Source organism: Caulobacter vibrioides (genome assembly GCF_002310375.3).
In the GTDB taxonomy this organism is placed as follows: Bacteria; Pseudomonadota; Alphaproteobacteria; order Caulobacterales; family Caulobacteraceae; genus Caulobacter; species Caulobacter vibrioides_D.
The window spans coordinates 3,425,150-3,448,897 of the sequence record NZ_CP023315.3 but is presented as its reverse complement, the minus strand read 5'-3'; the positions used below and the strand labels follow the sequence as shown (position 1 = coordinate 3,448,897).

At 67.6% G+C, this 23,748-nt stretch carries 21 protein-coding genes and 1 pseudogene; 7 read left to right on the top strand and 15 right to left on the bottom strand.

All coding sequences use genetic code 11. The features are described from left to right. Positions 1-161: 161 nt before the first annotated feature. From CA606_RS16235 to CA606_RS16220, 4 genes are all read right to left on the bottom strand, one after another. Positions 162-1,550, bottom strand: coding sequence for an L-serine ammonia-lyase (locus tag CA606_RS16235; protein WP_096053597.1), 1,389 nt, complete (start codon positions 1,548-1,550; stop codon positions 162-164). 134 nt (positions 1,551-1,684) lie between these two features. Next, positions 1,685-3,337, bottom strand: a complete 1,653-nt coding sequence (locus CA606_RS16230) for a M28 family metallopeptidase (RefSeq protein WP_096053598.1) — start codon at positions 3,335-3,337, stop codon at positions 1,685-1,687. Positions 3,338-3,560: 223 nt separating this feature from the next. Continuing rightward, positions 3,561-4,772 (bottom strand): alanine racemase, encoded by a 1,212-nt coding sequence (locus CA606_RS16225; RefSeq protein WP_096053599.1) that lies wholly within the window; start codon positions 4,770-4,772, stop codon positions 3,561-3,563. Between the two features lie 132 nt (positions 4,773-4,904). Next, positions 4,905-5,882 carry a threonine ammonia-lyase gene (locus CA606_RS16220; protein WP_096053600.1) on the bottom strand — a complete coding sequence of 326 codons (978 nt, stop codon included), beginning with the start codon at positions 5,880-5,882 and terminating at the stop codon, positions 4,905-4,907. A 96-nt stretch (positions 5,883-5,978) separates the two neighbouring features. Here CA606_RS16220 and CA606_RS16215 point away from each other — a divergent pair, with 96 nt between their 5' ends. The 5 genes from CA606_RS16215 (at position 5,979) to CA606_RS16195 (ending at position 12,023) form a co-directional block, all read left to right on the top strand. Continuing rightward, positions 5,979-6,605 carry an acyloxyacyl hydrolase gene (locus CA606_RS16215; RefSeq protein WP_096053601.1) on the top strand — a complete coding sequence of 209 codons (627 nt, stop codon included), beginning with the start codon at positions 5,979-5,981 and terminating at the stop codon, positions 6,603-6,605. A gap of 120 nt (positions 6,606-6,725) precedes the next feature. Beyond that, positions 6,726-8,012 (top strand): adenylosuccinate synthase, encoded by a 1,287-nt coding sequence (locus CA606_RS16210; RefSeq protein ID WP_096053602.1) that lies wholly within the window; start codon positions 6,726-6,728, stop codon positions 8,010-8,012. 169 nt (positions 8,013-8,181) lie between these two features. Beyond that, positions 8,182-9,864, top strand: coding sequence for an ATP-binding protein (locus tag CA606_RS16205; protein ID WP_096053970.1), 1,683 nt, complete (start codon positions 8,182-8,184; stop codon positions 9,862-9,864). A gap of 127 nt (positions 9,865-9,991) precedes the next feature. Then, positions 9,992-11,137 carry a hypothetical protein gene (locus CA606_RS16200; RefSeq protein ID WP_096053603.1) on the top strand — a complete coding sequence of 382 codons (1,146 nt, stop codon included), beginning with the start codon at positions 9,992-9,994 and terminating at the stop codon, positions 11,135-11,137. Between the two features lie 82 nt (positions 11,138-11,219). Then, entirely contained in the window at positions 11,220-12,023 is an 804-nt protein-coding gene (locus CA606_RS16195; RefSeq protein WP_096053604.1) for a response regulator, read from the top strand. Positions 12,024-12,140: 117 nt separating this feature from the next. Here the strand turns inward: CA606_RS16195 and CA606_RS16190 are convergent, their stop codons facing one another. The 3 genes and pseudogenes from CA606_RS16190 to rpoH all read right to left on the bottom strand — a co-directional run bounded on the left by CA606_RS16190 (position 12,141) and on the right by rpoH (position 14,276). Further along, a complete protein-coding gene (locus CA606_RS16190) occupies positions 12,141-12,872 on the bottom strand; it encodes an alpha/beta fold hydrolase (RefSeq protein WP_096053605.1) in 732 nt (243 codons plus the stop codon). 266 nt (positions 12,873-13,138) lie between these two features. Continuing rightward, positions 13,139-13,252 (bottom strand): annotated as a pseudogene (locus CA606_RS20705) (hypothetical protein); the annotation flags it as partial. Positions 13,253-13,388: 136 nt separating this feature from the next. Beyond that, positions 13,389-14,276 (bottom strand): RNA polymerase sigma factor RpoH, encoded by an 888-nt coding sequence (gene rpoH / locus CA606_RS16185; RefSeq protein WP_096053606.1) that lies wholly within the window; start codon positions 14,274-14,276, stop codon positions 13,389-13,391. 207 nt (positions 14,277-14,483) lie between these two features. Here rpoH and CA606_RS16180 point away from each other — a divergent pair, with 207 nt between their 5' ends. Then, a complete protein-coding gene (locus CA606_RS16180; protein ID WP_096053607.1) occupies positions 14,484-14,849 on the top strand; it encodes a phage holin family protein in 366 nt (121 codons plus the stop codon). Positions 14,850-15,108: 259 nt separating this feature from the next. Beyond that, positions 15,109-17,307 (top strand): putative bifunctional diguanylate cyclase/phosphodiesterase, encoded by a 2,199-nt coding sequence (locus tag CA606_RS16175; RefSeq protein ID WP_423752937.1) that lies wholly within the window; start codon positions 15,109-15,111, stop codon positions 17,305-17,307. 10 nt (positions 17,308-17,317) lie between these two features. On the opposite strand, the gene CA606_RS16170 is transcribed toward CA606_RS16175, so the two are convergent. From CA606_RS16170 to CA606_RS16135, 8 genes are all read right to left on the bottom strand, one after another. Beyond that, complete coding sequence (locus CA606_RS16170) at positions 17,318-17,728, bottom strand: DUF2442 domain-containing protein (protein ID WP_096053608.1); 411 nt, start codon at positions 17,726-17,728, stop codon at positions 17,318-17,320. After that, positions 17,712-17,978: a DUF4160 domain-containing protein gene (locus CA606_RS16165; RefSeq protein WP_096053609.1), complete on the bottom strand. Its 267-nt coding sequence runs from the start codon at positions 17,976-17,978 to the stop codon at positions 17,712-17,714. Before CA606_RS16165 ends, CA606_RS16170 begins: the two co-directional genes overlap by 17 nt. A gap of 100 nt (positions 17,979-18,078) precedes the next feature. After that, positions 18,079-19,113, bottom strand: a complete 1,035-nt coding sequence (locus tag CA606_RS16160; protein WP_181242914.1) for a beta-eliminating lyase-related protein — start codon at positions 19,111-19,113, stop codon at positions 18,079-18,081. Further along, positions 19,110-19,514: a GFA family protein gene (locus CA606_RS16155; protein WP_096053611.1), complete on the bottom strand. Its 405-nt coding sequence runs from the start codon at positions 19,512-19,514 to the stop codon at positions 19,110-19,112. The genes CA606_RS16160 and CA606_RS16155 overlap by 4 nt, the downstream gene beginning before the upstream one ends. Before the next feature lie 24 nt (positions 19,515-19,538). Continuing rightward, positions 19,539-20,678 carry an epoxide hydrolase family protein gene (locus tag CA606_RS16150; RefSeq protein ID WP_096053612.1) on the bottom strand — a complete coding sequence of 380 codons (1,140 nt, stop codon included), beginning with the start codon at positions 20,676-20,678 and terminating at the stop codon, positions 19,539-19,541. A 186-nt stretch (positions 20,679-20,864) separates the two neighbouring features. Continuing rightward, the gene (locus CA606_RS16145) at positions 20,865-21,761 is read right to left on the bottom strand and encodes an EamA family transporter (protein WP_096053613.1); all 897 of its coding nucleotides are present in this window, start codon (positions 21,759-21,761) and stop codon (positions 20,865-20,867) included. A gap of 93 nt (positions 21,762-21,854) precedes the next feature. Continuing rightward, positions 21,855-22,565 carry a CPBP family intramembrane glutamic endopeptidase, BDIM_20840 family gene (locus CA606_RS16140; RefSeq protein ID WP_096053614.1) on the bottom strand — a complete coding sequence of 237 codons (711 nt, stop codon included), beginning with the start codon at positions 22,563-22,565 and terminating at the stop codon, positions 21,855-21,857. 57 nt (positions 22,566-22,622) lie between these two features. Continuing rightward, positions 22,623-23,678, bottom strand: coding sequence for an AraC family transcriptional regulator (locus tag CA606_RS16135; protein ID WP_096053615.1), 1,056 nt, complete (start codon positions 23,676-23,678; stop codon positions 22,623-22,625). Positions 23,679-23,748: the final 70 nt, after the last annotated feature.

Below are 23,748 nucleotides of genomic sequence, written 5' to 3'. Positions count from 1 at the left end.
CGAGGTTTTGTGGGGCGTCGAGAGGCAATAGCGCCCCCTCCGTCACGATGCTGACGCATCGTGACACCTCCCCCGCGATGCGGGGGAGGAGGAAATTCATCCTCCCCCGTGCAACGGGGGAGGGGGACCGCGAAGCGGTGGAGGGGGCGCTTATGGCGCCCTCAACACTCCACCCGGTTCACCGACAGACCCACCGCCAGACCCCCCATCGAGGTCTCCTTGTAGATCTCGTTCATGTCCTCGCCGGTGCGCTTCATGGTGGCGATCACTTTGTCGAGCGACACGGAGTGCTGGCCATCGCCCAGCAGGGCCAGGCGGGCGGCGTCGATGGCCTTGATGGCGCCCATGGCGTTGCGTTCGATGCAGGGGATCTGCACGAGGCCGCCGATCGGGTCGCAGGTGAGGCCCAGATTGTGCTCCATGCCGATCTCGGCGGCGTTCTCGATCTGGGCGTTGGTCCCGCCCAGCGCGGCCGCCAGGCCCGCCGCCGCCATGGAGCAGGCCACGCCCACCTCGCCTTGGCAGCCGACCTCGGCGCCGCTGATCGAGGCGTTGCGCTTGTAGAGCGCGCCGATCGCGGCCGCAGTGAGCAGGAACGTGCGGATCTGCTCGGGCGTGCCCTTGTAGAACCGGACGAAGAACCGCAGCACGGCCGGGATCAGCCCCGCCGCGCCGTTGGTGGGGGCGGTGACGACGCGGCCGCCGGCGGCGTTCTCTTCGTTGACCGCCATGGCCCACAGGTTGACGAAGTCCATCGCCGCCAGCGGATCACTCATCTGGCGCTCCATCCGGCCCTGGATGGTCTGATGGATCTGGCGGGCGCGGCGCTTGACGGTCAGGCCGCCCGGCAGGACGCCCTCCTGGCGCATGCCGCGATCGATACAGGCCTCCATGGCGCCGAAGATGCGGTCGAGGCCGGCGTCCATCTCGCCCTGGCTCATCCGCGCGCGCTCGTTGGCGGCCATGACCTCGGCGATCGACAGGCCCGCCTGCTCGGCGCGTTCCAGCAGGTCGGCGGCGCTTTCGAACGGAAAGGGGATGGCGGGACCTTCGTCGGGCGGGACGTTGCGGCCCATCTCGGCCTCGTCACGGACAAAGCCGCCGCCGATCGAGAAATAGGTGCGCTCGGCCAGAGCCTGACCGGCTTTGTCATAGGCGGCGAAGGTCAAGCCGTTCGGATGTTGCGGCAGGCGCTCATGGCCCAGCCAGACGATGTCTCGCGCCGCGTCGAAGGCGATATCGACCTCATCGCCCAGCTTCAGCGACTGGCTGGCCTGACACGCCAGCAGGGCCGCTTCGCCGGCGTCGGGATCCAGGTCCGCGGGCACGAAGCCCATCAGCCCCAGGATCACCGCGCGGTCGGTCGCGTGCCCCTTCCCGGTCAGGGCCAGGGAGGCATAGAGCCGCGTCTCCACCCGCGCGACGGCGGCCAGCTTCCCGGCGTCGCGCAGGCGGCCGATGAACAGCACCGCGGCCGTCATCGGCCCCATGGTGTGGCTGCTCGACGGGCCGACGCCGAGTTTAAAGAGGTCGAAGACGGAGGCGGTCATGGGGGAAGGTCGCAAACTCAGGGTGTCATCCCGGGCGGAGCGAAGCGGAGACCCGGGACCTCGGAAAGCGCGGAGCTTCCTGCGGTCCCGGCTCGGCGCGCTGCGCGCTTGGCCGGGATGACAGTTATCAACGCCTACTTCCGCTGCGCCTTGCTGGCGTCGCGGGCGGCCTTGAACTCGGAGTCGCCACCCCATTCGGGCCAGCGGGTCGAGCCGGCCAGGTCGCGGCCGACGCTGTAGACCAGGGCGATGTCGGCGCTCATGCCGTCCAGGCGCCAGCTGTCGTTCCACTCGTCGGCGGGCTGGTGGTAGGCGTTGATCCGATAGGCGTCCGAGGCGGCCTTGCCCGCCGCGACGCCGCCCTCGACCAGGTCCTCGCCCGAGCCGAACGAGATCGCCGGCACGCCGCGCTTGGCGAACGGGAAGTGGTCCGAGCGGTAGAAATAGCCGGCCTCGGTGGCCGGATCGGGCGTGTAGGTGCGGCCCACGGCCTTACCCTTGGCGATCAGGTCGTCCAGCAAATCCAGCTTGGCGTTGCCCGAGATCGTGAAGTCCTTGGCCGGGCCGGTGGGGTCCAGGGCGTCGGTGTTGATGACGCCCGCCGTCTTGGCCAGCGGATACAGCGGATTGGCCGCGTAGTACTCCGAGCCCAGCAGGCCCTTTTCCTCGGCGGTCACGGCCAGGAACACCATCGAGCGGTCCGGCTTGGGGCCGCTGGCGGCCAGGCGGCCCATCTCCAGCATGGCGGCGATGCCGGTCGCGTTGTCGACCGCGCCGTTATAGATCTTGTCGCCCTTGGCGTCCGGCAGACCCACGCCCAGGTGGTCCCAGTGGCCGCTGAAGATCACGGTCTCGTCCGGGCGCTTGGCGCCGGTGACCTTGCCGACGACGTTCTTGGAGATGATCACCTCGTGCTTGACCTTGTAGTCAGCCGAGAAGGTGGCGCCCTTCAGTTGCACCGGCTTGAAGTCGCGGCTTTGCGCGGCCTTCTTCAGGGCCTCGAAGTCGAGGCCGGCCTTCTTGAACAGGTCGACGGCGACGTCGCGCTGGATCCAGCCTTCCATCGGCGGATGTTGCTTGGCCGGTTCCTGGCGGACGATGTCGAACATCGTGTTGGTGTTGGAGTTCTTGACCGTGGCCCAGCCGTACGAGGCCGGCGCGGTTTCGTGGACGATCAGCAGGCCGGCCGCGCCTTGGCGAGCGGCTTCCTCGAACTTGTAGGTCCAGCGGCCATAATAGGTCATGGCCTTGCCGCCGAAGTCGCCGGAACCGGTCTCGAAGTCCGGATCGTTGATCAGCACGACCACGACCTTGCCCTTCAGGTCCATCCCCTTGAAGTCGTCCCAGTTGCGCTCGGGCGCCTTGACGCCGTAGCCGGCGAAGACGATCGGGGCGTCCTTGATCGAGACGGCGTTCACATTGGTCATCGCCGCGCGGATGGCGACCTGTTCGCCCTGGCTCAGCATGATGTGGTCGGCGCCGACCATGACGTGGGCGGTCACCGGGCCGTCGATGTCGAACTTGCTGAGCGGCACGTCCTGGGTCCACAGGCGCTTGCCGTTCTTCAGGTCGCCGCCGGGCTCCAGGCCCACGGCTTTCATCTGCTCGGAGATGTAGGCGACGGTCTTGGTTTCGCCCTCGGTGGCCGGGCCGCGCCCTTCGAAGGCGTCCGACGACAGCGTCTTGATGTGGGCGGTCAGCTTGGCGGGGTCGATCTTGGGCGCGTCGGACGCGTGCGCCAGCATGGGCGCGGCGATCAGGACGGTGGCGAGCAGCAGGCGTTTCATCGGTAAGCCCTCTTGGAGCAAATCTTGTCGTTGGGCGCGGACCCTAGAGCGCTCTTGCCCTAAGGGGAAGTGCGTTACCGCTACCCAACGGCCCGACCTCCCCGGCGAACGCCGGGGCCCAGATTCATCCGGTGCATCTTGAGTGTTCGCGCCAAAAGACAGCGCGATTGTCGGAGGCGCTTGCGGGCTCGATCTGGACCCCGGCATCGCCGGGGAGATCGGTTTAACGGGTGCTCACCCGCCGCCCGTCGACTACCCACCGCTCCAGCGTCGTCCCGTCCCAGACATGCAGGGCGTCGTAAAGGTTGATGGTCGGGTCGCAGTGGCCCGGTTGCAGCCAGACGAGATCGCCGACCTTGGGCGCGTCGGCGGGCCAGGCGCGGGCCGGATCGGCGTCGGCGGCGGCGACGGCCTTGTCGAAGCCCAGCGGATCGCGACCGCCGGCCTTCAGCACGTCGATCAGGCTCGGGTGGGCGATCATGCCGTGCTCGTCGCCCATGGCTCGCCAGAGCGCGCCCGGCGCGGCGCCGGACACCACCCGGGCGGGCGGGCCGTCCATCGCTACCGCCTTGAAGCCGGCGTCGACGGTGACGTGGCTCTTGTGGTTGGCCGAAACCACGGTCGCGGCGACAACCATCGCCGGCTCGAAGCCCCAGGCCGCTCCGTCAGGCGCGCCGCAAGCGTCGTATTCGACGTCCATCACCGCATACGAGCCGGCCTGCAGCTCGGTATAGACCCCCGAGGCCAGGTCGTAGGCATGCGTGCCGGTGCCGCCGCCGGTCACGACGGGCGGCGGCAGGCCAGCGGCGGTCAGTTCGGCCACCAGCGCCTTCAGAGTGGCGAAGGCGGTTTCGTCGGCTGAGCGGCGCAGGGCGATGTCGTCCATGTGCTGCAGATGCCCCAGATAGGCCTGCAGCCCGGCGAAGCGCAGGCCGGGCGCAGCGTCGGCGGCGCGCGCCAGACGCAGGGCGTCCTTCGGATAGGCGCCGGCGCGGTGGGTGCCCAGATCCAGATCCACCACGAGGTCCAGCGTCACGCCGGCGGCGACGGCCGCGTCCGAAAGCCGATCGATCTGGCCCTCGTCGTCGGCGACTGCGCCGATCCGCGCGCCGGTCTTGGCCAGCGCCGCCAGCCGCGCCGCGCCCCAGGGCGGGGAGGGGGCGGTGACCAGCACGTCGTGGATTCCGCCCGCCACATAGGCCTCAGCCTCGCCGATCGTCTGGCAGCATAGACCCACCGCGCCGCGCTCGATGATCAGGCGGCCAAGCGTCGAGCACTTGTGGGTCTTGCCATGCGCCCGCAGGCGCACGCCGGCGGCGTCGCACAGCGCCTGCATCCGGGCGAGGTTTCGCTCCAGCGCCGCGCGATCGATGACGAGGAGGGGGGTCTGGGGGAGATGCTCTGCACTCGGAAAGTTCATGTTGTCTCCCTCCACCCTTCTTATTTGTCATCCCGGCCGTAGCGTAGCGGAGCGCCGGGACCCAGGGGCGGCCCGCACGGCGCTTTGACACCCCCTGGGTCCCGGATAGCCTCTGCGAGGCTTCCGGGATGACACCCTGTTTTGCAGTCAGATTTGACCGCTCAAGACCTGCGCGAACAACCCCGGATCGACATTGCCGCCCGACAGGACGATCGCCACGGTCTTGCCGGCCACGTCGACCTTGCCCGTCAGGGCCGCCGTCAGGGCCACGCAGCCGCCGGGCTCCACCACCAGTTTCAAGGTCGAGAACGCATAGCGCATGGCCTCGGCCACTTCGGCGTCCGTCACCGCGACCACGCCGGACAGGGTCTTCTGGTTGATCGGCCAGGTCAGGTCGCCAGGGATCGGGGTCAGCAGGGCGTCGCAGATCGAGCGGGCGTCCTTGTCGATGGTCTCGCGGCGGCCGCTTTCCAGCGAGCGTCGGGTCTCATCGAAGCCGGCGGGCTCGACGCCCCACACATGAGTCGCGGGGGAGAGGGCCTTCACCGCCGTCGAGGTTCCGGCGATCAGACCGCCGCCGCCGACGCAGCAGATCAGGCTGTCCAGCGTCGCGCCTTGCGCGGCGGCCTGGGCGACGATCTCCAGACCCACCGTGCCTTGACCGGCGATGATGTGGGGATCGTCGTAGGACGGCACGACGACGCAGCCGCGCTCGGCCGCGATCTGGTCGGCGATCGCGATGCGGTCCTCGGTGAAGCGGTCGTAGAAGCGGATGTCCGCGCCGAAGCTTCGCGTGCCCTCGACCTTCACGCTCGGCGAATCGGAGGGCATCACGATCAGGGCCGGCACGCCCAGCAGCTTGGCCGCCAGCGCCACGCCCTGGGCGTGGTTGCCGGACGAGAACGCCACGACGCCCCGCGCCTTTTCAGCCTCGCTCAGTTGGCTCAGCCGGTTGTAGGCGCCGCGAAACTTGAAGGCGCCCGCCCGTTGCAAGGTCTCGGGCTTGAGGAAAATCCGCCCGCCCAGCCGCTCGTTCAAGGCGGGGCTCTCGATCAGCGGCGTCTCGACGGCCAGGCCCTTCAGGCGAGCGGCGGCGGCTTGGATATCGGCGAGCGAGACGGTCATACAGTTAGGCTAGCGTGGCGACGCTTCGATCGAAACCCTTTCCGACCACTGCCGTTACCGCCATATTGGGGTGGGGGCTAAGCTGTTCAGGACGACTTGATGAAGACCGCCACTTTCGCCGCCGTGGCCTCCCTTACGCTTGCCTGCGCCGCGCTCGGATGCGCGAGCCCCGCGCTGGCGGGCGAGGCCTTTGTCGGTGTCTACAAGCACGACGTCACCTTCATCGGGAACGCCGTTGGTCTGGGCGCCGCAGGTCGCGAGGGCGGCGCCGACATCCATCTGGGCTATCGCACCAAGCGCATCGAGCGCCTGACCTGGCTGGGCAAGCCGCAGGTCCATGCGATGGTGTCGATCAACACCAACAACACCTCGAACTTCGCCGCCGTCGGCTTCAACTGGAAGATCGAGCTGGGTCAGCCGGGCGGCTTCTACCTGCGCCCCGGCATGGGTCTGGCCTACACCGACGGCAAGGCCGGCCTGCCGCCCGCCAATGCGCCGAACCTGACGCCCGAGGAGCGTGACCGCCGCACCTGGCTCTACTACAACCGCATCGATTTCGGCTCGAAGGTGCTGTTCGAGCCGGAGCTGGCCTTGGGCTATCAGGTCAACGACAAACTCGCGCTGGAGCTTAGCTACACGCACCTGTCGAACGGCCAGATCTTCCACCAAGGCAAGAACCAAGGGCTTGACGACGCAGGGGTTCGGCTGGTTTACGCCTTCTGACTTCGGCGAGGCGCGTGACGCCAAGGCCGTCGCCGCCCAAAATTGAGACCACGTCCGGGGTCGAGTCCTGTCGAAGGACCCTGCGGCGTCACTCGGCAGGCGACAAGGCGTATCCAAACCATGGCTAACGTGACCGTTGTCGGCGCCCAGTGGGGCGACGAGGGCAAGGGCAAGATCGTCGACTGGCTCAGCAACCGAGCCGATGTCGTCGTGCGCTTCCAGGGCGGCCACAACGCCGGCCATACGCTGGTGGTGGACGGCAAGGTCTACAAGCTGGCCCTGCTGCCCTCGGGCGTGGTGCAGGGCAAGCTCTCCGTCATCGGCAATGGCGTCGTGGTCGACCCCTGGCACCTGCTGTCCGAGATCGACAAGATCGCCGACCAGGGCGTGGCCATCACGCCCGACCTGCTGATCCTGGCCGACAACGCCTGCCTGATCCTGCCGCTGCACCGCGACCTGGACCAGGCGCGTGAAGCCGCCTCGACCCAGAAGATCGGCACCACCGGCCGGGGCATCGGCCCGGCCTATGAGGACAAGGTCGGCCGCCGCGCCATCCGCGTCGCGGATCTCGCCGATCCCGAAGCCCTGAAGCCGAAGATCGAGCGCCTGCTGAGCCACCATGGCGCCTTGCGCCGGGGGCTGGGCTTGCCGGAGGCTGATCCGCAAGCCCTGTTCGACGAGCTGATGGCGCTGGCGCCGCGTATCCTGGCCTATGCTCAGCCGGCCTGGCGGGTGCTGGACCAGGCCTACAAGGCCGGCCGTCGGATCTTGTTCGAGGGCGCGCAAGGCTCGCTGCTGGACGTCGACCACGGCACCTACCCCTTTGTCACCTCGTCCAACACCGCCGCCGGCCAGGCCTCGGCCGGTTCGGGCATGGGTCCGTCGGCGACCGGTTTCGTGCTGGGGATCGTCAAGGCCTACACCACGCGCGTGGGCGAGGGCCCGTTCCCGGCCGAGCTGTTCGACGAGGTCGGCAAGCACCTGTCGACGGTCGGCCGCGAGGTCGGCGTCAACACCGGCCGCGCCCGTCGCTGCGGCTGGTTCGACTCGGTGCTGGTGCGCCAGTCGGTGGCCATCAACGGCATCCACGGCGTGGCCTTGACCAAGCTCGACGTGCTGGACGGCCTGAAGACCCTGAAGATCTGCGTCGGCTACAAGATCGGCGACAAGGTCGTCGACTACCTGCCGGCCGGCCTGCGCGACCAAGCCGCCGCCACGCCGGTCTATGAGGAAATCGAGGGCTGGACCGAAAGCACCGCCGGGGCCCGCTCGTTCAAGGACCTCAACGCCAACGCCATCAAGTATGTGCGCCGCGTCGAGGAGCTGATCGGCGCGCCGGTGGCGCTGCTGTCGACCAGCCCGGAACGGGATGACACCATCCTCATGCGCGACCCGTTCCAGGGGTAAGCGGCCCCGCTACGCGCATCCTGGGGATGAACGCCTAAAAATCGTGCTTTTTTGCGCGCACGGTAAACGGTTGTGAACCTAGAAAGCCGAAGCTTCGCGGGAAAAGAAACCGCGAAGGGGCGGCCGGGTGGGGCTGAAGGCGTTCTTGGACGACGGCGTGGAAGGCGCGATGCTCGTAGTGAGCCGTCGCAGCCGAGTCGCGCGCCTTGGCGCCAGCCTGTTGATCGCGGGGTTGCTGGCCTTCAATTTCGGCCTGAAGCCGTGCCTGATCTGGTGCGCCGCGATCCTGGCCTGCGAAGGCTGGGTTACCTACCTGCAGGTCACCTTCAAGCCGACCGGCGACGTGACGCGGATGCGGTGGATGCGCTTGGGTCCGCCATCCGCCTTCGCGCTGGTCTGGGCGGCGATGGCGATCCTGTGCGTGCTCAAGGGCCCGGGCGGGATGCGCTATGCCGGCGTCCTCATCCTGTTTGGCATGGTGGTCGAGGGGATGCGGTACGCCGTCAGCAGTCCTTCGGCGATGCTCACCTTGACGATCTGGCCGGTCGCCGCCCTGGCGGCCCTGCCGATCGTCGCGCCGCGATTCAGCCTGTGGGATCGCGTGATCGCCCTGGTGTTCCTGGTGTGCCTGGTTGGCTATGTGATCGACGCGGTTCGCACGATGCGGGAGGCGGCCAGGGCGCGCGAAGAGGCTGAGGCCAAGGCGCTGGAGGCCAGCCAGGCCAAGTCGACCTTCCTGGCGATGATGAGCCATGAGCTGCGCACGCCGATGAACGGCGTCCTGGGCCTGGCGCACGCGCTGCGCGGCACCCCGCTGGACGCCCAGCAGGCCGGGTATCTGGAAATGATCGAGGAGTCGGGCCACGGCCTGATGGCGATCCTCAATGACATTCTTGATCTCTCCAAGATCGAGGCTGGCAAACTGACCCTCGAGGTCGCGCCCTTCGATATCCGCAAGCTGGCGCTTCAGACCCGCGCGGTGTGGAGCGAGAGCGCTCGCCTGAAGGGCCTTGATCTGGTTCTGGAAGTCGCCCCCAGCACACCAGCCTTCGTGGCCGGTGACGCCGCGCGCGTGCGTCAGATCCTGATGAACCTGGTTTCCAACGCCGTGAAGTTCACGGGCGCGGGGCGCGTGGTCATCCGGCTTTCGGCCGATGATCAAGAGCGCGTCAGCGTCTCGGTCAGTGATACCGGGATGGGGATGAGCGCCGAGCAGATCGAGCGCGCCTTCACGCCCTTCGCCCAGGGCGATCCGTCCATCGCGCGCCGTTTCGGCGGCACCGGGCTTGGGCTTTCCATCTGCCGCCAGCTGGCCGAACTGATGGAGGGTGAGATCCTGGTGTCCAGCGAGCCGGGCGTGGGCTCCACCTTCACCGCTCGTCTGCGCCTGCCCGCGACCGCCGCGCTTGTCGCGCCGACGGCTCAGGCTGCGGCGCCTGAGCTCGAAGGCGCGCGCGTGCTCGTCGTCGACGACAACCTGGTCAACCAGATGGTCGCGCGCGCGATCCTGGAAGCCGTCGGCGTCGCCGTGGCGGTCGCTAACGACGGTCACGCCGCGCTGGCTCGACTGCGTATCGAGGACTTCGATGTCGTGCTCATGGACGTCCACATGCCAGGGATGGACGGGGTGGAGGCGGTGCGCCGTATCCGCTGTGGCGAGGCCGGACGCAGCGACCTTCCCGTCGTGGCCCTGACCGCCGACGCCATGGCCGGCGACGCCGAGCGTCTGATGGCGCAAGGCTTTGACGACGCCCACCCCAAGCCCGTGCAGCCTGCGGGGCTTTTGGCCACCGTGGCGAGTCTTCGCAAGGCGCCCTCCGAACTGGAGCGGCTGCGCGCGGTCGGAGCCTAAAGCCCGATTGATCTGAAGCGTTCAAAGGGGCGCTTTCAGATCACGCCCGTCCGCCGAACAGCGTTCGGTTAGCGTTTGTTAGGCAGCTTGGCTTTACAGAACGGTGTTGTCAGGAACTGGGGGATCCGTGCTCGCACCCGCGCGCCGCAGGCTCAAACCGGCTAGACCGTCCGACCGGGTGACGCGCAGTCTGCGCGCCCTGGAGCGCACGGCCTCGACCAGCCGCGTGCTGAACCTGATCGCCATCGAAGCCGAAAGCGGCCACCGTCCGGAACACGCGCAAGCGCCCCTGTTCAAGAACCGGGTGCTGAACACCGCCCTGATCGTCAAGCACCGGCTGCGCCACGACGACATCTACCTGTTCGAGGAGGCGCGGGCGACCGCGACCAAGATCATCATTCCGTTCGACCGTCGGGACCTGACGTTGGGCGGGCAGTCGGTCTTCGTCGGGCAGCGAGGGTGGACCAATCTGTTGCTCGACGCCTGCAACGGCGCCGGCGAAAGCGCGCGCGACCTGTCGGTGCTGCAGATGATCGACGGCCTGCCGTCGCTGGATCCCTTCCTGCTGCGCGAGCATCTGCATCGTCACGGCGTGCTCGCCGCGCCCTGCTATTTCGCCCTGTCACCGGCCGACGTCGACGCGATGCAGGGCTTTGTGGCCGTGGAGATCGCGCGCCTGATCGCGCTGGCCTATCGCGATATGGGTGGAGGCGGAGAGATCCACGCCACACGCATGGTCGAGGCCTTGCTGGCCACCCATGTCGATGAGCGGCTCGAACCGCTGCGCAAGACGCTGGTGCTGGAAGGCGACAGTTTCAAAGAGGGCGTCTTCAGCTGGAAGGGGTTCCTCTACTACAAATGGATGCTCGAAAATCTGTGGCCTCGGCTGGCCGAGGTCAGCGCCGAGATCGGTCGCCTGGCTGTCCATGGCGGGCGCGACTCCGAAATGGGGCGCTACCTGGAGGAGATGCGCCGCCGTCTGCAGGCGGCTGTTCTGGTTGAGCGGAGCGCCATCCTCAGAACGCTTAAGGTGTACGATGACGCCTTCGCCAACTTGGTTGAGCTGAACAATCCCAATGTGTTCCGCGAATTCTTGCTTCGGGCGCCAGAGTTATTTCTGAGCTTGGGCGGGCGTGTCGGCGCGATTTCGCACATCTCGACCTACTGGCGATACCGTTTCCCGACAGGCGCGACACTCGCCGCTTCTGTTGAAGAAACGCTCGACATCTTCATGGATTTCGAGGCGGGACTGTCGGTGGCCCTGCCAGATTGACGAAAGCCTGGCCCGAGATTCATCAAGCGGATTTTTACACTCTGCGGTGTAGCCTCCCGGCCTAGGTTCGGGAGTCGTCTTCGTGTTTGACGGAAACGTCCGCACAATCCAGCGGGTCGCCGCGAAGGTCCAGAGGGTGATGGTCGTTGACCCTAACCCCGCGACCGCGCGCCTGTTGACCGAGCATCTTCGGCCTCTGGGCGGGGTTCAGATCTTCTCGGCCCCGACCGCCGAGAAGGGCTATGCGATGGCCCGTGCGGCTGACCCGCAACTGATCTTCGTCGAACACGGAAGCTCCGGCGTCGATGGACTGGCGTTCACCCGCAAGCTGCGCCGCAGTGATCTAGCCTGCCGTGAGGCGCCGGTGATCATGTGCACCAGCGAGGCGACGGCCGAGGCCATCTTCGGCGCGCGGGACGCCGGCGTGCACGAGTTCATGCGCAAGCCCTTCAATCTGAAGGATCTGGAGCGCCGCCTCGAGGCGGTGACGCTGAAGCCGCGCGACTGGGTCGAGGCCGTGGCCTATGTCGGCCCCGATCGTCGCCGCTTCAACTCGGCCGACTATAAGGGACCGCGCAAGCGCAAGGCGGACGCCGCCAATACGCCCGCAGCACGGCTTTCCCAGGCCCTGCGCATCGTAAAGTCGGCCGCCCAGGCCCTGGACAGCGATCCGGCGCAAGCCCGCCGCGCCCTGGCGGCGCAGGCGCTGGAACTGCGGCGCGTGGGCGAGGCGGTGAAGGAGCCGCGCCTGATCCAGGCCGCCGAGGCTCTGACGGCCTGCACGCAGACCGATATGGCGGGTTCGGGCGCGCGCGCCGAACTGGTCAAGCGGATCGACGCGCTGATGGGCTTCATGGCCCCAGAGGATACGGGCCGAGCGGCCTAGCGCATTGTTTTAACGCATTTTCTGACGCCGAGCCGGTATCCGCTTCGTCGGAAAACGCTCTAGCGCATTTTCCGATCAGGATGAGACGGCTGTCGGACCAAAAGGGCTCCAGCCGCGCTAACGATGTCCGGCCGGTCGGGCCAGCCAGTGGCGCAGAGCGCCGTTGACCGGGCCCGGCGCCTCCATCGGCGTCATGTGCCCGGCATTGGGGATCACCACCAGGTGCGAGCAGCCGATGGCCGCCGCCATCTGTCGATGTCCTTCGGCCGGGGTGATCTGGTCGTTCTCACCGACGATGACCACCAGCGGGACGCGCAGGGCGGCAAGCGCGGCTTCGCCGTCCTCGCGCTCCAGGCTGTTCTGGCGCAGGAACACCTCGCGGCCCAGGCGCTGGGTCATCGCGACAATGCGGGTGGTCAGCGCGACATCGTTCAGGCGCGAGACGTCGACATAGCTTTTCATGATCGCCTGGCCGATCCCCAGGAACGTCCCGCCCCGGGCGGCGGCCTTGTTCAGCGCCCGGCGCTGGGCGGCGCGCTCGGGCGTGTCGACCCGGATCGAGGTGTTCAGCAGGGCCAGGCGCTCGATGCGCTGCGGCGCCAGACGCGCGATCTCCTGGGCCACATAGCCGCCCATCGAGAACCCGGCGACCGCGAAGGTCGGCTCGGCGTGCTCCAGCACGTGCTCGGCCATGTCGCGGATCGTGGCGTAGGGGGTGAGATCAGGAACCCATGGGCGGGCGACGTCGGAAAGCCCGCTGATCTGATCACGCCACAACTCGGCGTCGTTCAGCAGGCCGGGGAGGAGGATCAGCTGGGGGAGCGGCGCGGCGGTCATAGGCGCGTGCATACCATCACCGTCGCCAGAAATGCCCACTCACGGCGCTTGGCCGCTTGCGTTGCTCTACGACGATTAAAGTCGAGGGCGTTCCGTGAGGCTGTTCGCGGTGAGGGGCGGGGTCCAATCCTCCCCCTAGCGGGGGAGGTGTCGGCGAAGCCGACGGAGGGGGAAGTTGGGCAAGCTCAGAGTGTCTTCCCCTCCGGCCTTCGGCCTCCTCCCCCTTGGGGGGGGAGGATCTGGGTCTTTGTCGCCGACGCCCGATCAGGCTGCGCTTTCAGCCGCCCTGCGTCCTTCGAGGCTCGCCTTCGGCTCACACCTCAGGATGAGGAACACGGCTGCTGAACACCTCATCCTGAGGTGCGCGCTCTTGAGCGCGCCTCGAAGGACGCAAGGAGGCCAAGGTCCGCAACGGGGCGAACCCGCCCTAGGGGCCCAGCCGGCAAGCAGACCCTCAGGTCATCGCGCAAACAAAAAAGGGGCGCTCCGAGGAGCGCCCCTTTCGTCTCACGGGCGTGAGCCAAAGCCTTAGGCGTCGACCATGTTCTTGGCGATCGCCGCCTCGCGCATGGTCTTCTGCAGCTTTTCGAACGCCCGCACCTCGATCTGGCGGACCCGCTCGCGGCTGACGCCGTACTGGGCGGCGAGCTCTTCCAGGGTGGTCGGGTCGTCCTTCAGGCGGCGCTCGGTCAGGATGTGACGCTCGCGGTCGGTCAACTCGACCATCGCTTCCTCAAGAAGCGACATCCGCAGCGACTTTTCCTCGTTCTCGGCGACGACGGTCTCCTGGGAGACCTGCTCTTCGTCGGCCAGCCAGTCCTGCCACTCGCTTTCGCCGTCGGCGCGCAGCGGCGCGTTCAGCGAGGCGTCGGGGCCCGACAGGCGGCGGTTCATCGAGATGACTTCGCTGTCCAGCACGCCCAGCTTGGTGGCGATCTGGCTGACCTGGTCAGGGTGCAGGTCGCCTTCCTGGAAGGCGGCGATCTGGCTCTTGGCCTTGCGCAGGTTGAAGAACAGCTTCTTCTGCGCGGCGGTCGTGCCCATCTTCACCAGCGACCACGAGCGCAGGATGTATTCCTGGATCGAGGCGCGGATCCACCACATGGCGTAGGTCGCCAGGCGGAAGCCCTTTTCGGGCTCGAACTTCTTGACGGCCTGCATCAGGCCGACATTGCCCTCGGAGATCACCTCGCCGATCGGCAGGCCGTAGCCGCGATAGCCCATGGCGATCTTGGCCACGAGGCGCAGGTGGCTGGTGACCATCTTGTGGGCCGCTTGCGGGTCCTGGTGCTCTTTCCAGCGCTGGGCCAGCATGAACTCTTCGTCCTTGCTGAGCATCGGGAACTTGCGGATCTCGGTGAGGTAACGCGACAAGCCGCCGTCCGGCGACATCACCGATAGAGAATTCACGGCCATCGTACTTCATATCCCCTTGCGTGCGGATCCGCTCGCCAATCGCGCGCGATCATCCCCCACACGAGGAACTAGATAGTTCGCAATGTGGCGGTTTGAAGGGGCGTAACGCATTTGTAATGCCCCAGTTGCCAACTCGGACATTCAGCGCGCCTTGATCCCGCTCACGCTTGCGCCAATCTGCTCCCCGAAACGAGGGAGTCGCGTCACATGTTCCGTCTGATCTTTCGCCTGCTGATCGCCGCCTTTGGTCTGTGGCTGGCGACCCAGATCGTGCCGGGCGTCACGGCCGACGGCTGGAAGACCCTGCTGATCGCGGGCCTGCTGCTGGGGATCGTCAATGCGGTGGTGCGTCCGATCGTGACCCTGCTGACCTTTCCTCTCACCCTGGCGACGCTGGGCCTGTTCCTGTTGGTGGTGAACGCGGGCATGATCGGCCTTGTGGCCTGGATGCTGGACGGCCTGACGGTTCGTGGCCTGTGGGCGGGGATCCTGGCGGCCGTCGTCACCGGCGTGGTCAGCTGGGGCGGCCAGATCCTGCTGGGCGACGCCAAGGAGGAGCGGGAGCGCGACTAGCCCTTCTCCTGACCTTCCCGGAGACCGCCAAGGTCCAGATCGCGGGGGGCCGTCAGGAGCCTGAGGTATTCAGCGCGCGGGGCGGTTTGGATACCTGTCGTTAAGCATAATTCAGAGTATCGAGCGCGATCCGTAAACGCCCCTGCAAGCACTGTGACGGCGTTGTGAAGTTTTCGCGAAATTCGCGTCCTCAAACTGGGTCATTAGCACGCCGTTAGGTCGGCGCAGGCCTCCTCCTCGCGTGAGTGGAGGCGTATCAATGTTCACCCTGCGGGACACTGTTTCTTTCCTGGAGCCGGCGCGCGAGGACCACCTCGGCAAGGCCTTGTATGAGCGGTTCCGCGAGGAGCCTGACACGCTCATCATTCCGGTTCTGGACGCCGAGAACCGCCCCATCGGCCTGGTCGAGCGCAACGCCTTCTTCCTGCGGATGGCGGCCGAGTACGGTCGGGCGCTCTACGCCAACCGGCCGATCTCGACCCTGATGGACCGCGAGCCGCTGGTCGTGGACGCCGAGATGGCGCTGGCCGACTTCACGACCGACAGTCTTTCGTATCGGGCCTCTGATCTGCTGCGGGGCTTCATCGTCACCGAGGACGGCCGATATCTGGGCGTCGGAACGGTTCTGGGGCTCCTGCAGGCCGCCAACGAAACCAACCGCCGCAGCGTCGAGGCCCTTGCGGTGGCCAAGGCCGAGGTTGAACGCGCACAGACCTTCATGACCGGCATCGTCGAAGCCATGCCCGCGATGGTCTTCGTCAAGCGCGCTGACGATCACAGCTATGTCCTGCTCAACCGCGCGGGCGAAAAGACGCTGGGCTACAAGCGCGACGAAGTGATCGGGAAGACCGACGCCGACATCCATGACGCGGAACTGGCTGCGCTGTATCGCGAGCGTGACCGCGCCGTGCTCGATTCCGGTGAGGTGCGGGTCGTTGAAGAAGACCACGTGCCGCGGAAGGATGGCAGCATCGCCATCCTGCGCACCAAGAAGATCGCGCTGCTGAACGCCGAAGGTCACGCGGAATATCTGCTGGGCGTCTCCGAAGACATCGCCGAGCGCAAGCGCGCTGAAGCGCAGATTGCGCGTCTGGCGCACTATGATCCGCTCACCGAACTGCCCAATCGTGTGCTGTTCCAGAAGCATCTCGGCGAGGCCCTGGCGCGGCGGGACCGCAAGGGCGACGCCCTGGCGGTGCACTTCGTGGACCTGGACCGCTTCAAGACCGTCAATGACACCCTGGGTCACCCGCTGGGCGATGCGTTGCTGAAGATCGCCGCCGAACGCCTGCGCGGCTGCGTCCGCGAAGGCGACACCGTCGCACGCCTGGGCGGCGACGAGTTCGCCGTGGTGCAGACGGGGCTGGACGACGCGAACGGCGCCACGCGCCTGGCCGCGCGGATCGTCGAGGCCATGGCTGCGCCGTTCGATCTCCAGGGACAGCACGTAGTGATCGGCGCCAGCGTTGGGGTCAGCCTGGCGCCGACCGATGGCGAGGACGCCGACGAACTGCTGAAAAAGGCCGACATGGCCCTGTACCGCGCCAAGGCCGATGGGCGCGGGGCCTACCACTTCTTCGAACGCGCCATGGACGAGCAACTTCAGGCGCGTCGCGCGCTGGAGCTGGATCTGCGCCGGGCCCTGCAGGCCGGCGAGTTCGAGCTGTTCTATCAACCGCTTTATCACCTGGGCGACGAGCGCGTGACGGGCTGCGAGGCGCTGCTGCGCTGGCGACATCCGGAGCGCGGCACGGTTTCGCCCGCCGACTTTATTCCCCTCGCCGAGGAGATCGGCCTGATCGTCCAGCTGGGCGAATGGGTCCTGCGCCGCGCCTGCGTCGAGGCCGCCGGATGGCCCGAGCATGTGCGTCTGGCGGTGAATCTGTCGCCGGCGCAGTTCCGCGACCGGGGTCTGGTGCGCACGGTGGTCTCGGCCCTGGCGGCGTCGGGCCTGTCGGCGAACCGCCTTGAGCTTGAGATCACCGAGTCGGTCCTGCTGCAGGACAACGCCGCCAACATGACCATGCTGCACGACCTGAAAGCCCTGGGCGTGCGGATCTCGATGGACGATTTCGGCACCGGCTACAGCTCGCTGAGCTATCTGCGCAGCTTCCCGTTCGACAAGATCAAGATCGACCAGACCTTCGTGCGCGACATCCTGCACGACAGCGACGCCATGGCCATCATCAAGGCCGTGCTGGACCTGGGCGCCTCGATGGGGGTCACCACCACGGCGGAAGGTGTCGAGACCCTGGAGCAGTTGAACGCCCTGCGCAGCCAAGGCTGCGCCGAGATCCAGGGCTACTTCATCAGCCGTCCGGCGCCGGCCAACGAGATCGCCAAGATGCTGGGGGTGGATGTCCGTCACGACGACGCCCCGCCCGTTTCGACGCTGGGTCGCCTTGAGCCGCCTGTCCCGCAGGCGGACGCGGCGGATGCCCGCGTCGAAGCTGCGTGACGTTGGGGATCTAGCTCGCCTTTCGCGGCCGTCCGCCCAGCTTGCCGTTTGCGCGTGCGGCGGCGGATTTGCGCTCGCTGCGAACACGTCCGCCGTCTTGGCCGAGCCGCGCCGCCATCCAGGCCTTGGAGCCGAACACGCCCTCGATCAGGGCGGGGATGTAGAGATCGGCGTCGATCAAGGGGAAGTGCAGTCCCGTCCCCGCCCCGACGACCTCAACCTCTTTCAACTGAACCACGGTCGCGCCCTGCAGCGCTTGGGCGAGACGTGGCGGGAAGCTGAAAATCGCGCCGTTCGCCAAGGCGATCTCGATCATGCCGCGGGCGGCGTCGTACCGGGCCGCGACAACGTGAGGCCGCTCCGCCGTCAGGGCCTCGCCCCGCTTGGTCGCCACGTCGATGTCATCATCGGTAATCGCCATGCACCCGTTTCCACTCGGCGCAGAGCAGGGTGAGATTGGCCTCAACCTGCTCGATGATCGGCCGCAGCTCCCGCGCCGTGAAGCCGTGGTTCTCCCGAAGCGCCAAGGGGCCGTGGGGGTGCGGCTCTTCTTGGCAGTTCAATTGCAGGACGGCCGCCTTGTCGACGCCAACGACATGCACGTGGCTTGGTCGGTGGTCTTCCGAATAGATGACGATCCGAACCTTGCCGTGACGCAGCAGGGTGGCCATGGGCAAACTATCAAAAACCCAAGCGATTGGGAATGAGGGCGCTTGTACAACTTTAAATGTATCGTCCTCAAAGCAAACCTCAAGGATGTTTTGCGCTCGTCTAAGCCACCCGCTTCAGCGCCGCGCCCAGGTCCTCGACCATCTCGGGCGTCGTGGCCCACGAGCACATGAAGCGCACCGTGCCGTCCAGGAAGCGATAGACGAACCAGCCCTCGCCGCGCAGACGCTCCAACGTCGGCTCGTCCATCTCGACGAAGATGCCGTTGGCCTCGACCGGGTGACGGATCGGGAAGGGCATCAGCGCAGCCAGCTTTTGCGCCATGGCGTTGGCGTGAGCGGCGCGGGCGGCCCAGGGACCGGTTCCGCCGTCTTCGTCCAGCAGGCCCAGCCACGGGGCGGCCAGGTAGCGGCCCTTCGAGATCAACTGGCCGGCATGCTTGAGGCGTGCATCCAGGCGTCGCGCGTGGTCGGGGTTCAGGAACACCACGGCCTCGGTCGGCGTCGCGCCGGCCTTGGTGCCGCCCATGACCAGAATATCGACGCCCATCCTGGCGACGCTCTTCAGGTCAAAGCCCGCGGCCACCGCATTGGCCAGCCGCGCGCCGTCCAGGTGGACGCCGTAGCCCTTGGCCTTCACCGGCGCGATCAGGCTGGCCAGATGGGCCTGCGAATAGACCGTCCCGTATTCGGTGGCGGTGGTCAGCGACAGGGCGTTGGCGGGCTGGTTATACGAGACCTCAGGGCGCGCAAGGGCTGTTTCCAGCGCCGAAAGTTCGATCCGTCCCGAGGCGCCGGGCAAGCCGATCAGGCCGACGCCTTGGCCAAAGAACCCCGGCGCGCCGGTCTCGTCGGTGCAGATGTGGGCGTGCTCATGGGCCAGCACCGCCTCGTGCGGCGCGGCCAGCAAGGTCAGGGCGAAGGCGTTGGCGGCCGTGCCCGAGGCGGTGAACCGCACCTGCGCGTCGGCGTCCAGCGCCGCGCGGATGCGATCGGCGGCGGCCCGGCTGACGTGGTCGGTCCCATAGCCCGAGGCCGTCCCCGCATTGGCCGCGATCAGCGCCTCCATCACCTCGGGCATGGCGCCGGCGACATTGTCGGATGCGAAATCGTAGCGGGGCGCGGTCTGGGTCATCAGCCTGAGGGGTTCTTCGGGAAAGCCGGTGCGGCGGTGTCGATCGGATGCCACGGCTGCGCCTCGCACGTCCAGATCGATACGCCCGCCTTGTAGGGCGCCGGATCATCGAGACCGCCGAGCTTCACCGCCACGACGGGCATGGCGATCTCCGACGCCAAGGGCGTGCCACAGTCCGCGCAGAAGATCCGCGTCACCGCCTGGCCGCTGCCGCCGGGCCGCGTGTAGCGACGGGGCTCGCCCTTGGTGAAGGCGAACGCCGGCGCGGGGACCAGCGCGATATAGTTGGGCCCGCCGCCAGACGCATACTGGCATTCGCGGCAGTGGCAGACGGCGACGTTGAACACGCCCTCCATCTCGTAGCGGATCTCGCCGCACAGGCAGCCGCCGGTGATCTTGCTCATCGCGTTTCCCCTCCGATCAGAAATCTAAAGCGCTCTGGCCCACGCCCGCACGTCGTCGACGAACAGCCCGGGCTCCTCCATCGCGGCGAAGTGGCCGCCGCGCGGCATCTCGCTCCAGCGGGTGATGTTGTAGGCGCGGTCAGCCCATGAACGGGGCGGGGGCTTGTAGATGCTCTCGCCGGGGAAGTTGGCAAAGGCGGTGGGCGTCTCGCAGCGCTGGCCCTGCGCCAGCACCGGCCCGCCTTCCTCCAGCATGGCGCGATAGTACCAGGCGCCGGTCGTGAAGCTGCCGGTCATCACATAGATCATAAGGTTGGTCAGCAGTTGGTCGCGGCTGAACACCTGCTCGAACGGCTTTGTCGACAGGTCGGCCCAGTCATGGAAGCGCTCCAGGATCCAGGCGGCCTGACCGACCGGGTTGCTGGCCCCCAGCCAGGCGACGGACTGCGGCTTGCTGGCCTGCAGGCGGAAATAGGCGCCCCACAGGTCCATCTGGGCGCCAAAGCCGGTGATCCAGTCGATCTCTTCCTGGGTTGTGGGCGGACCGGCGGGGCGCAGGCCGATCATGTTCAGGTGGATGGCCTTCGCATGCGCGGCGTGATCCAGGCCCACCCACGAGGTGACAAGGCCGCCCCAGTCGCCGCCTTGAGCGAGGTAAGTCTCGTAGCCCAGCTCGCGGGTCATCAGGGTGTTGAACAGGCGCGCGGTGGCTCTCTGGCCCAGCGGCCGCCTCGGCTTGACTGAGAAGCCGAAGCCCGGCAGCGACGGGATCACCAGATCGAACGCGTCGGCCGGATCGCCGCCGTGGCGCGAGGGGAAGGCCAGGGGCTCGATCGCGTCCCAGAACTCGAAGTGGCTGCCGGGCCAGCCATGGGTGATCAGCAGCGGCCGCTTGCCGCCGGCCTCGCCGACCACGTGGACGAAGTGGACGTCCAGATCCTCGATGGTGGCGGTGAACTGCGGGAAGCGATTGAGGTTGGCCTGGACCGCGCCGACGTCGAAGCCGCCCGTCCAATAGGCGCAGAGGTCCTTCAGGAAATCGGCGTCGCAGCCATAGCCCCAGCCGCCGCCCTCTGGCGCGGGCGGGAACTCATAGGCGCGGACCTGAGCCAGCACCTTGTCGACCGCCTCGCGGCTCCAGTTCACCTCGAACGGCTTTGGCATGGCGATCTCCCTGTTTTGAACGGGAGGGTCGGGTGGTTTACGCGGGGGAGGTCAAATCAAACTGTGTCATCCCGGCCGAAGCGTAGCGAAGAGCCGGGACCCAGGGGCGGCCAGCACGGCGTTCTGCAACCCCTGGGTCCCGGATAGCCTCTGCGAGGCTTCCGGGATGACACCGAAACTGGGACCTCAGGCCGCCGCCGCTCGCCATGCCCGCACCTTCGGCCACAGCATGTTCACCGCCAGGCCTGTCAGCACCAGGGCTGCGGCGATCAGCTTCCAGGCGGGCAGGGCCTCGTGTAGCAGCAGGGCCGAGGCGCCCATGCCGAACACCGGCACCAGCAGCGCCATCGGGGTCACTGTGGCGGCGGGGTGACGGGCCAGCAGCCAGCCCCAGGCGGCGTAGCCGAACATGGTGTTGCCCACGGCCTGCCAGGCGACGGCGACCCAGGTCAGGGCGTCGGCTTCGGTCACGCCCTTGACGATGGCGGGCCAGCCCTCCAGCCATAGCGACATCGCAAACAGCGGCGGGATCGAGAACAGGCTGGCCCAGACCACATAGCCCAGCATGTTCACCGCGCCCGCCTGGCGCGCGACAATATTGCCAGCCGACCAGCTGGCGGCGGCCAGCAGCACCAGCGTGACGCCCAGCGGCGTGGCCGAGCCGCCGCCGTGCGCGGCGATCAGGATGATGCCCGAGGCGGCCAGCAGCAGCGCCACCACCTGGAAACCCTGCACCCGCTCGCGGCTGATCCACATGGCCATGCCGATCGTGAAGAACACCTGGGTCTGCACCACCAGCGAGGCCAGGCCCGGCGAGATGTGGCCCTTCATGGCCATGAACAGCAGACCAAACTGCCCCGCGCCGATCGCCACGCCATAGGCGGCGAGGTTGCCCCACGACACGGCTGGTCGCTTGACGAAGAACGCCATCGGCAACAGCACCATCGAAAAGCGCAGGGTCGCAAACAGCAGCGGCGGCAGGTGATCAAGGCCGATGCGGATGACCACGAAATTCGTCCCCCACACCGCCACCACGGCCAGGGCCAAGAGGAAATGGCGCAGCGGCAGGGCGGCTTGGGGCATGGACGCTCCATCGGCGGTGGTCGTCCTCCGATTGCGCCCAGCCCCGCGCCACGGCAACCGAAACATTGTTCCGGTGACAATGCCGCCCGGCTTTCAGAGCACCAGCGATGCGGCGTTGCCCAGGTTGTGCATCAGCACCGGCAGCAGGAGGCTTCCCGTGCGCAGGCGAACCCAGACGGCGATCAGCGAGGGACCGGCGGTCAGGGCGAAGACGAGCGGCTCGAACGAGACCTCGCCCTTGGAGACGCCGAACGCGTGCGCCAGGCCAAACAGGGCGCAGGACAGGGCCGCGCCCCAACTCCAGTCGACGCCCAGGAAGCGCACCCGGCCGGTGAAGGCGCGGTCGAGGACCAGCAGCAGGACGCCGCGATAGAACGCCTCTTCCTCAAGACCCGGCATGGTCAGCTGGAAGGCCAGGGTCTCGGCGTTGGCAGGCTCGTTGGGAAAGGCCAGGGCCAGTCCGACGAACAGCAGCGCATACAGGCCGGCGACGATCAGCGGTCCTTTGAGATCAGCCTGGCGCCAGGTCAGGCCGCTCGCACGCCAGCCAAGGATGGGCAGGGCGGCCAGGGCCAGGGTCGCGGCCAGGGCCGCCAGCTTGCCCTGCCAGTTCCAGTCGCCGCCGATCAGGTCCGGCGCCAGGTGATAGACCCGGGTCAGCAGGGCGTCATTGAGCAGCACTAACCCCGCCGCCGCGAGAAGCCAGCGGAACGAGACGGCGCCGCGCCCGCCCAAGAGCGCGATCGCGCCGCCAGCCAACAGAAGTAGCGCCAGGATCGCGCCGATGGTCAACAAACCGTCCATGATCTCGCCTCGTCATCTGAGGCGGACGGCTTAGGCCGGCGGCGGATCGCGCGCTCCTCAGAACACGGCCGGGCGTTCCTCAGGAGTCGGCCCGTGTCGGAAGGCGCTGGGCGGACGCCCTTCCACGGCCTGGAAGGCGCGGTTGAACGAGGCCAGCGAGGCAAACCCGCTGTCGAGCGCGATGGCGATCAGCTTGTCGTCAGCCCGCGTCGGATCAGCGAGCAGCCGCTTGGCCTCGGCCACCCGGCAGGCGTTGAGGAAGGCGCGGAAGTGGTCGTGTCCGAGGCGATGGTTGATCAGGCGCCGCACCGTGCGTTCCGGCGCGCCCATGCGGCGCACGACGTCCGCGAAGTCGAGATCCGGCGCCAGGTGGATCTTCTCGACCTCGACCAGCACGCGCAGGCGCTCCAGCAAGCGCGCCTCGTCGCCCTGGGCGGGCGAGGGGCTCTGCGCCGGGACGTGCGGGCTTGCGGGCGCCGGGATCGGCAGCAGGCGTAAGGCCAGCCAGGCGGCGAAGGCCAGGAAGGCCGCGTTCTGAAGGATCGTGAAGCCGTGCGGGCCCCACTCCAGCCCCATGATCAGGTCGACCAGAAAGTCCGCCGCCAGTTGTCCGCCCAGCAGCAACACCACGAGCAGGCGCGCGCGGCGGCTCTCATCCACCAGATCGCCCGCGCGGTCGCGAACCAGGCGCCAGGCCAGATAGGCCAGCATCGAAAGACCCAGCGCGATGAGCGCCCAGGACAGCCCGCGACTTTCCAGAGCGGGACCAAAGAGGCCTCGGTCGGCGCTGGCGATGATCAGCCAGGCCAGGCCCGCGACGAGTACGCCGCCGCGCGGCCGAAACAGCGGATCAAAGCTGGCCAGGCAGAACCACCACAGGAACACGGCGGCGTAACCGGCGATCAGGGCGCCCACCGTGGCGAGCGGGCCGCTCAGTCTAAGCGCCGGTTCGGGCGTATTGCCGGCCAGGAAGCCGACGAGGCAGACCGCCATGGGGGCGAAATAGGCCGCCACGCGCCGCGTCCGAGGATCGCGCGCCAAGAGGATCGCCAACAGGCCCAGCAGGGTGGCGCCGGCGACCCGAACGATCACATCGATCTGGCTGATGTCCATGGGGCTCCAAAAGGCGGCTCAAGCGCGGGTCTAGCACGAACCTCTTTGTCGAGCCTCTGATCCTGGCCAA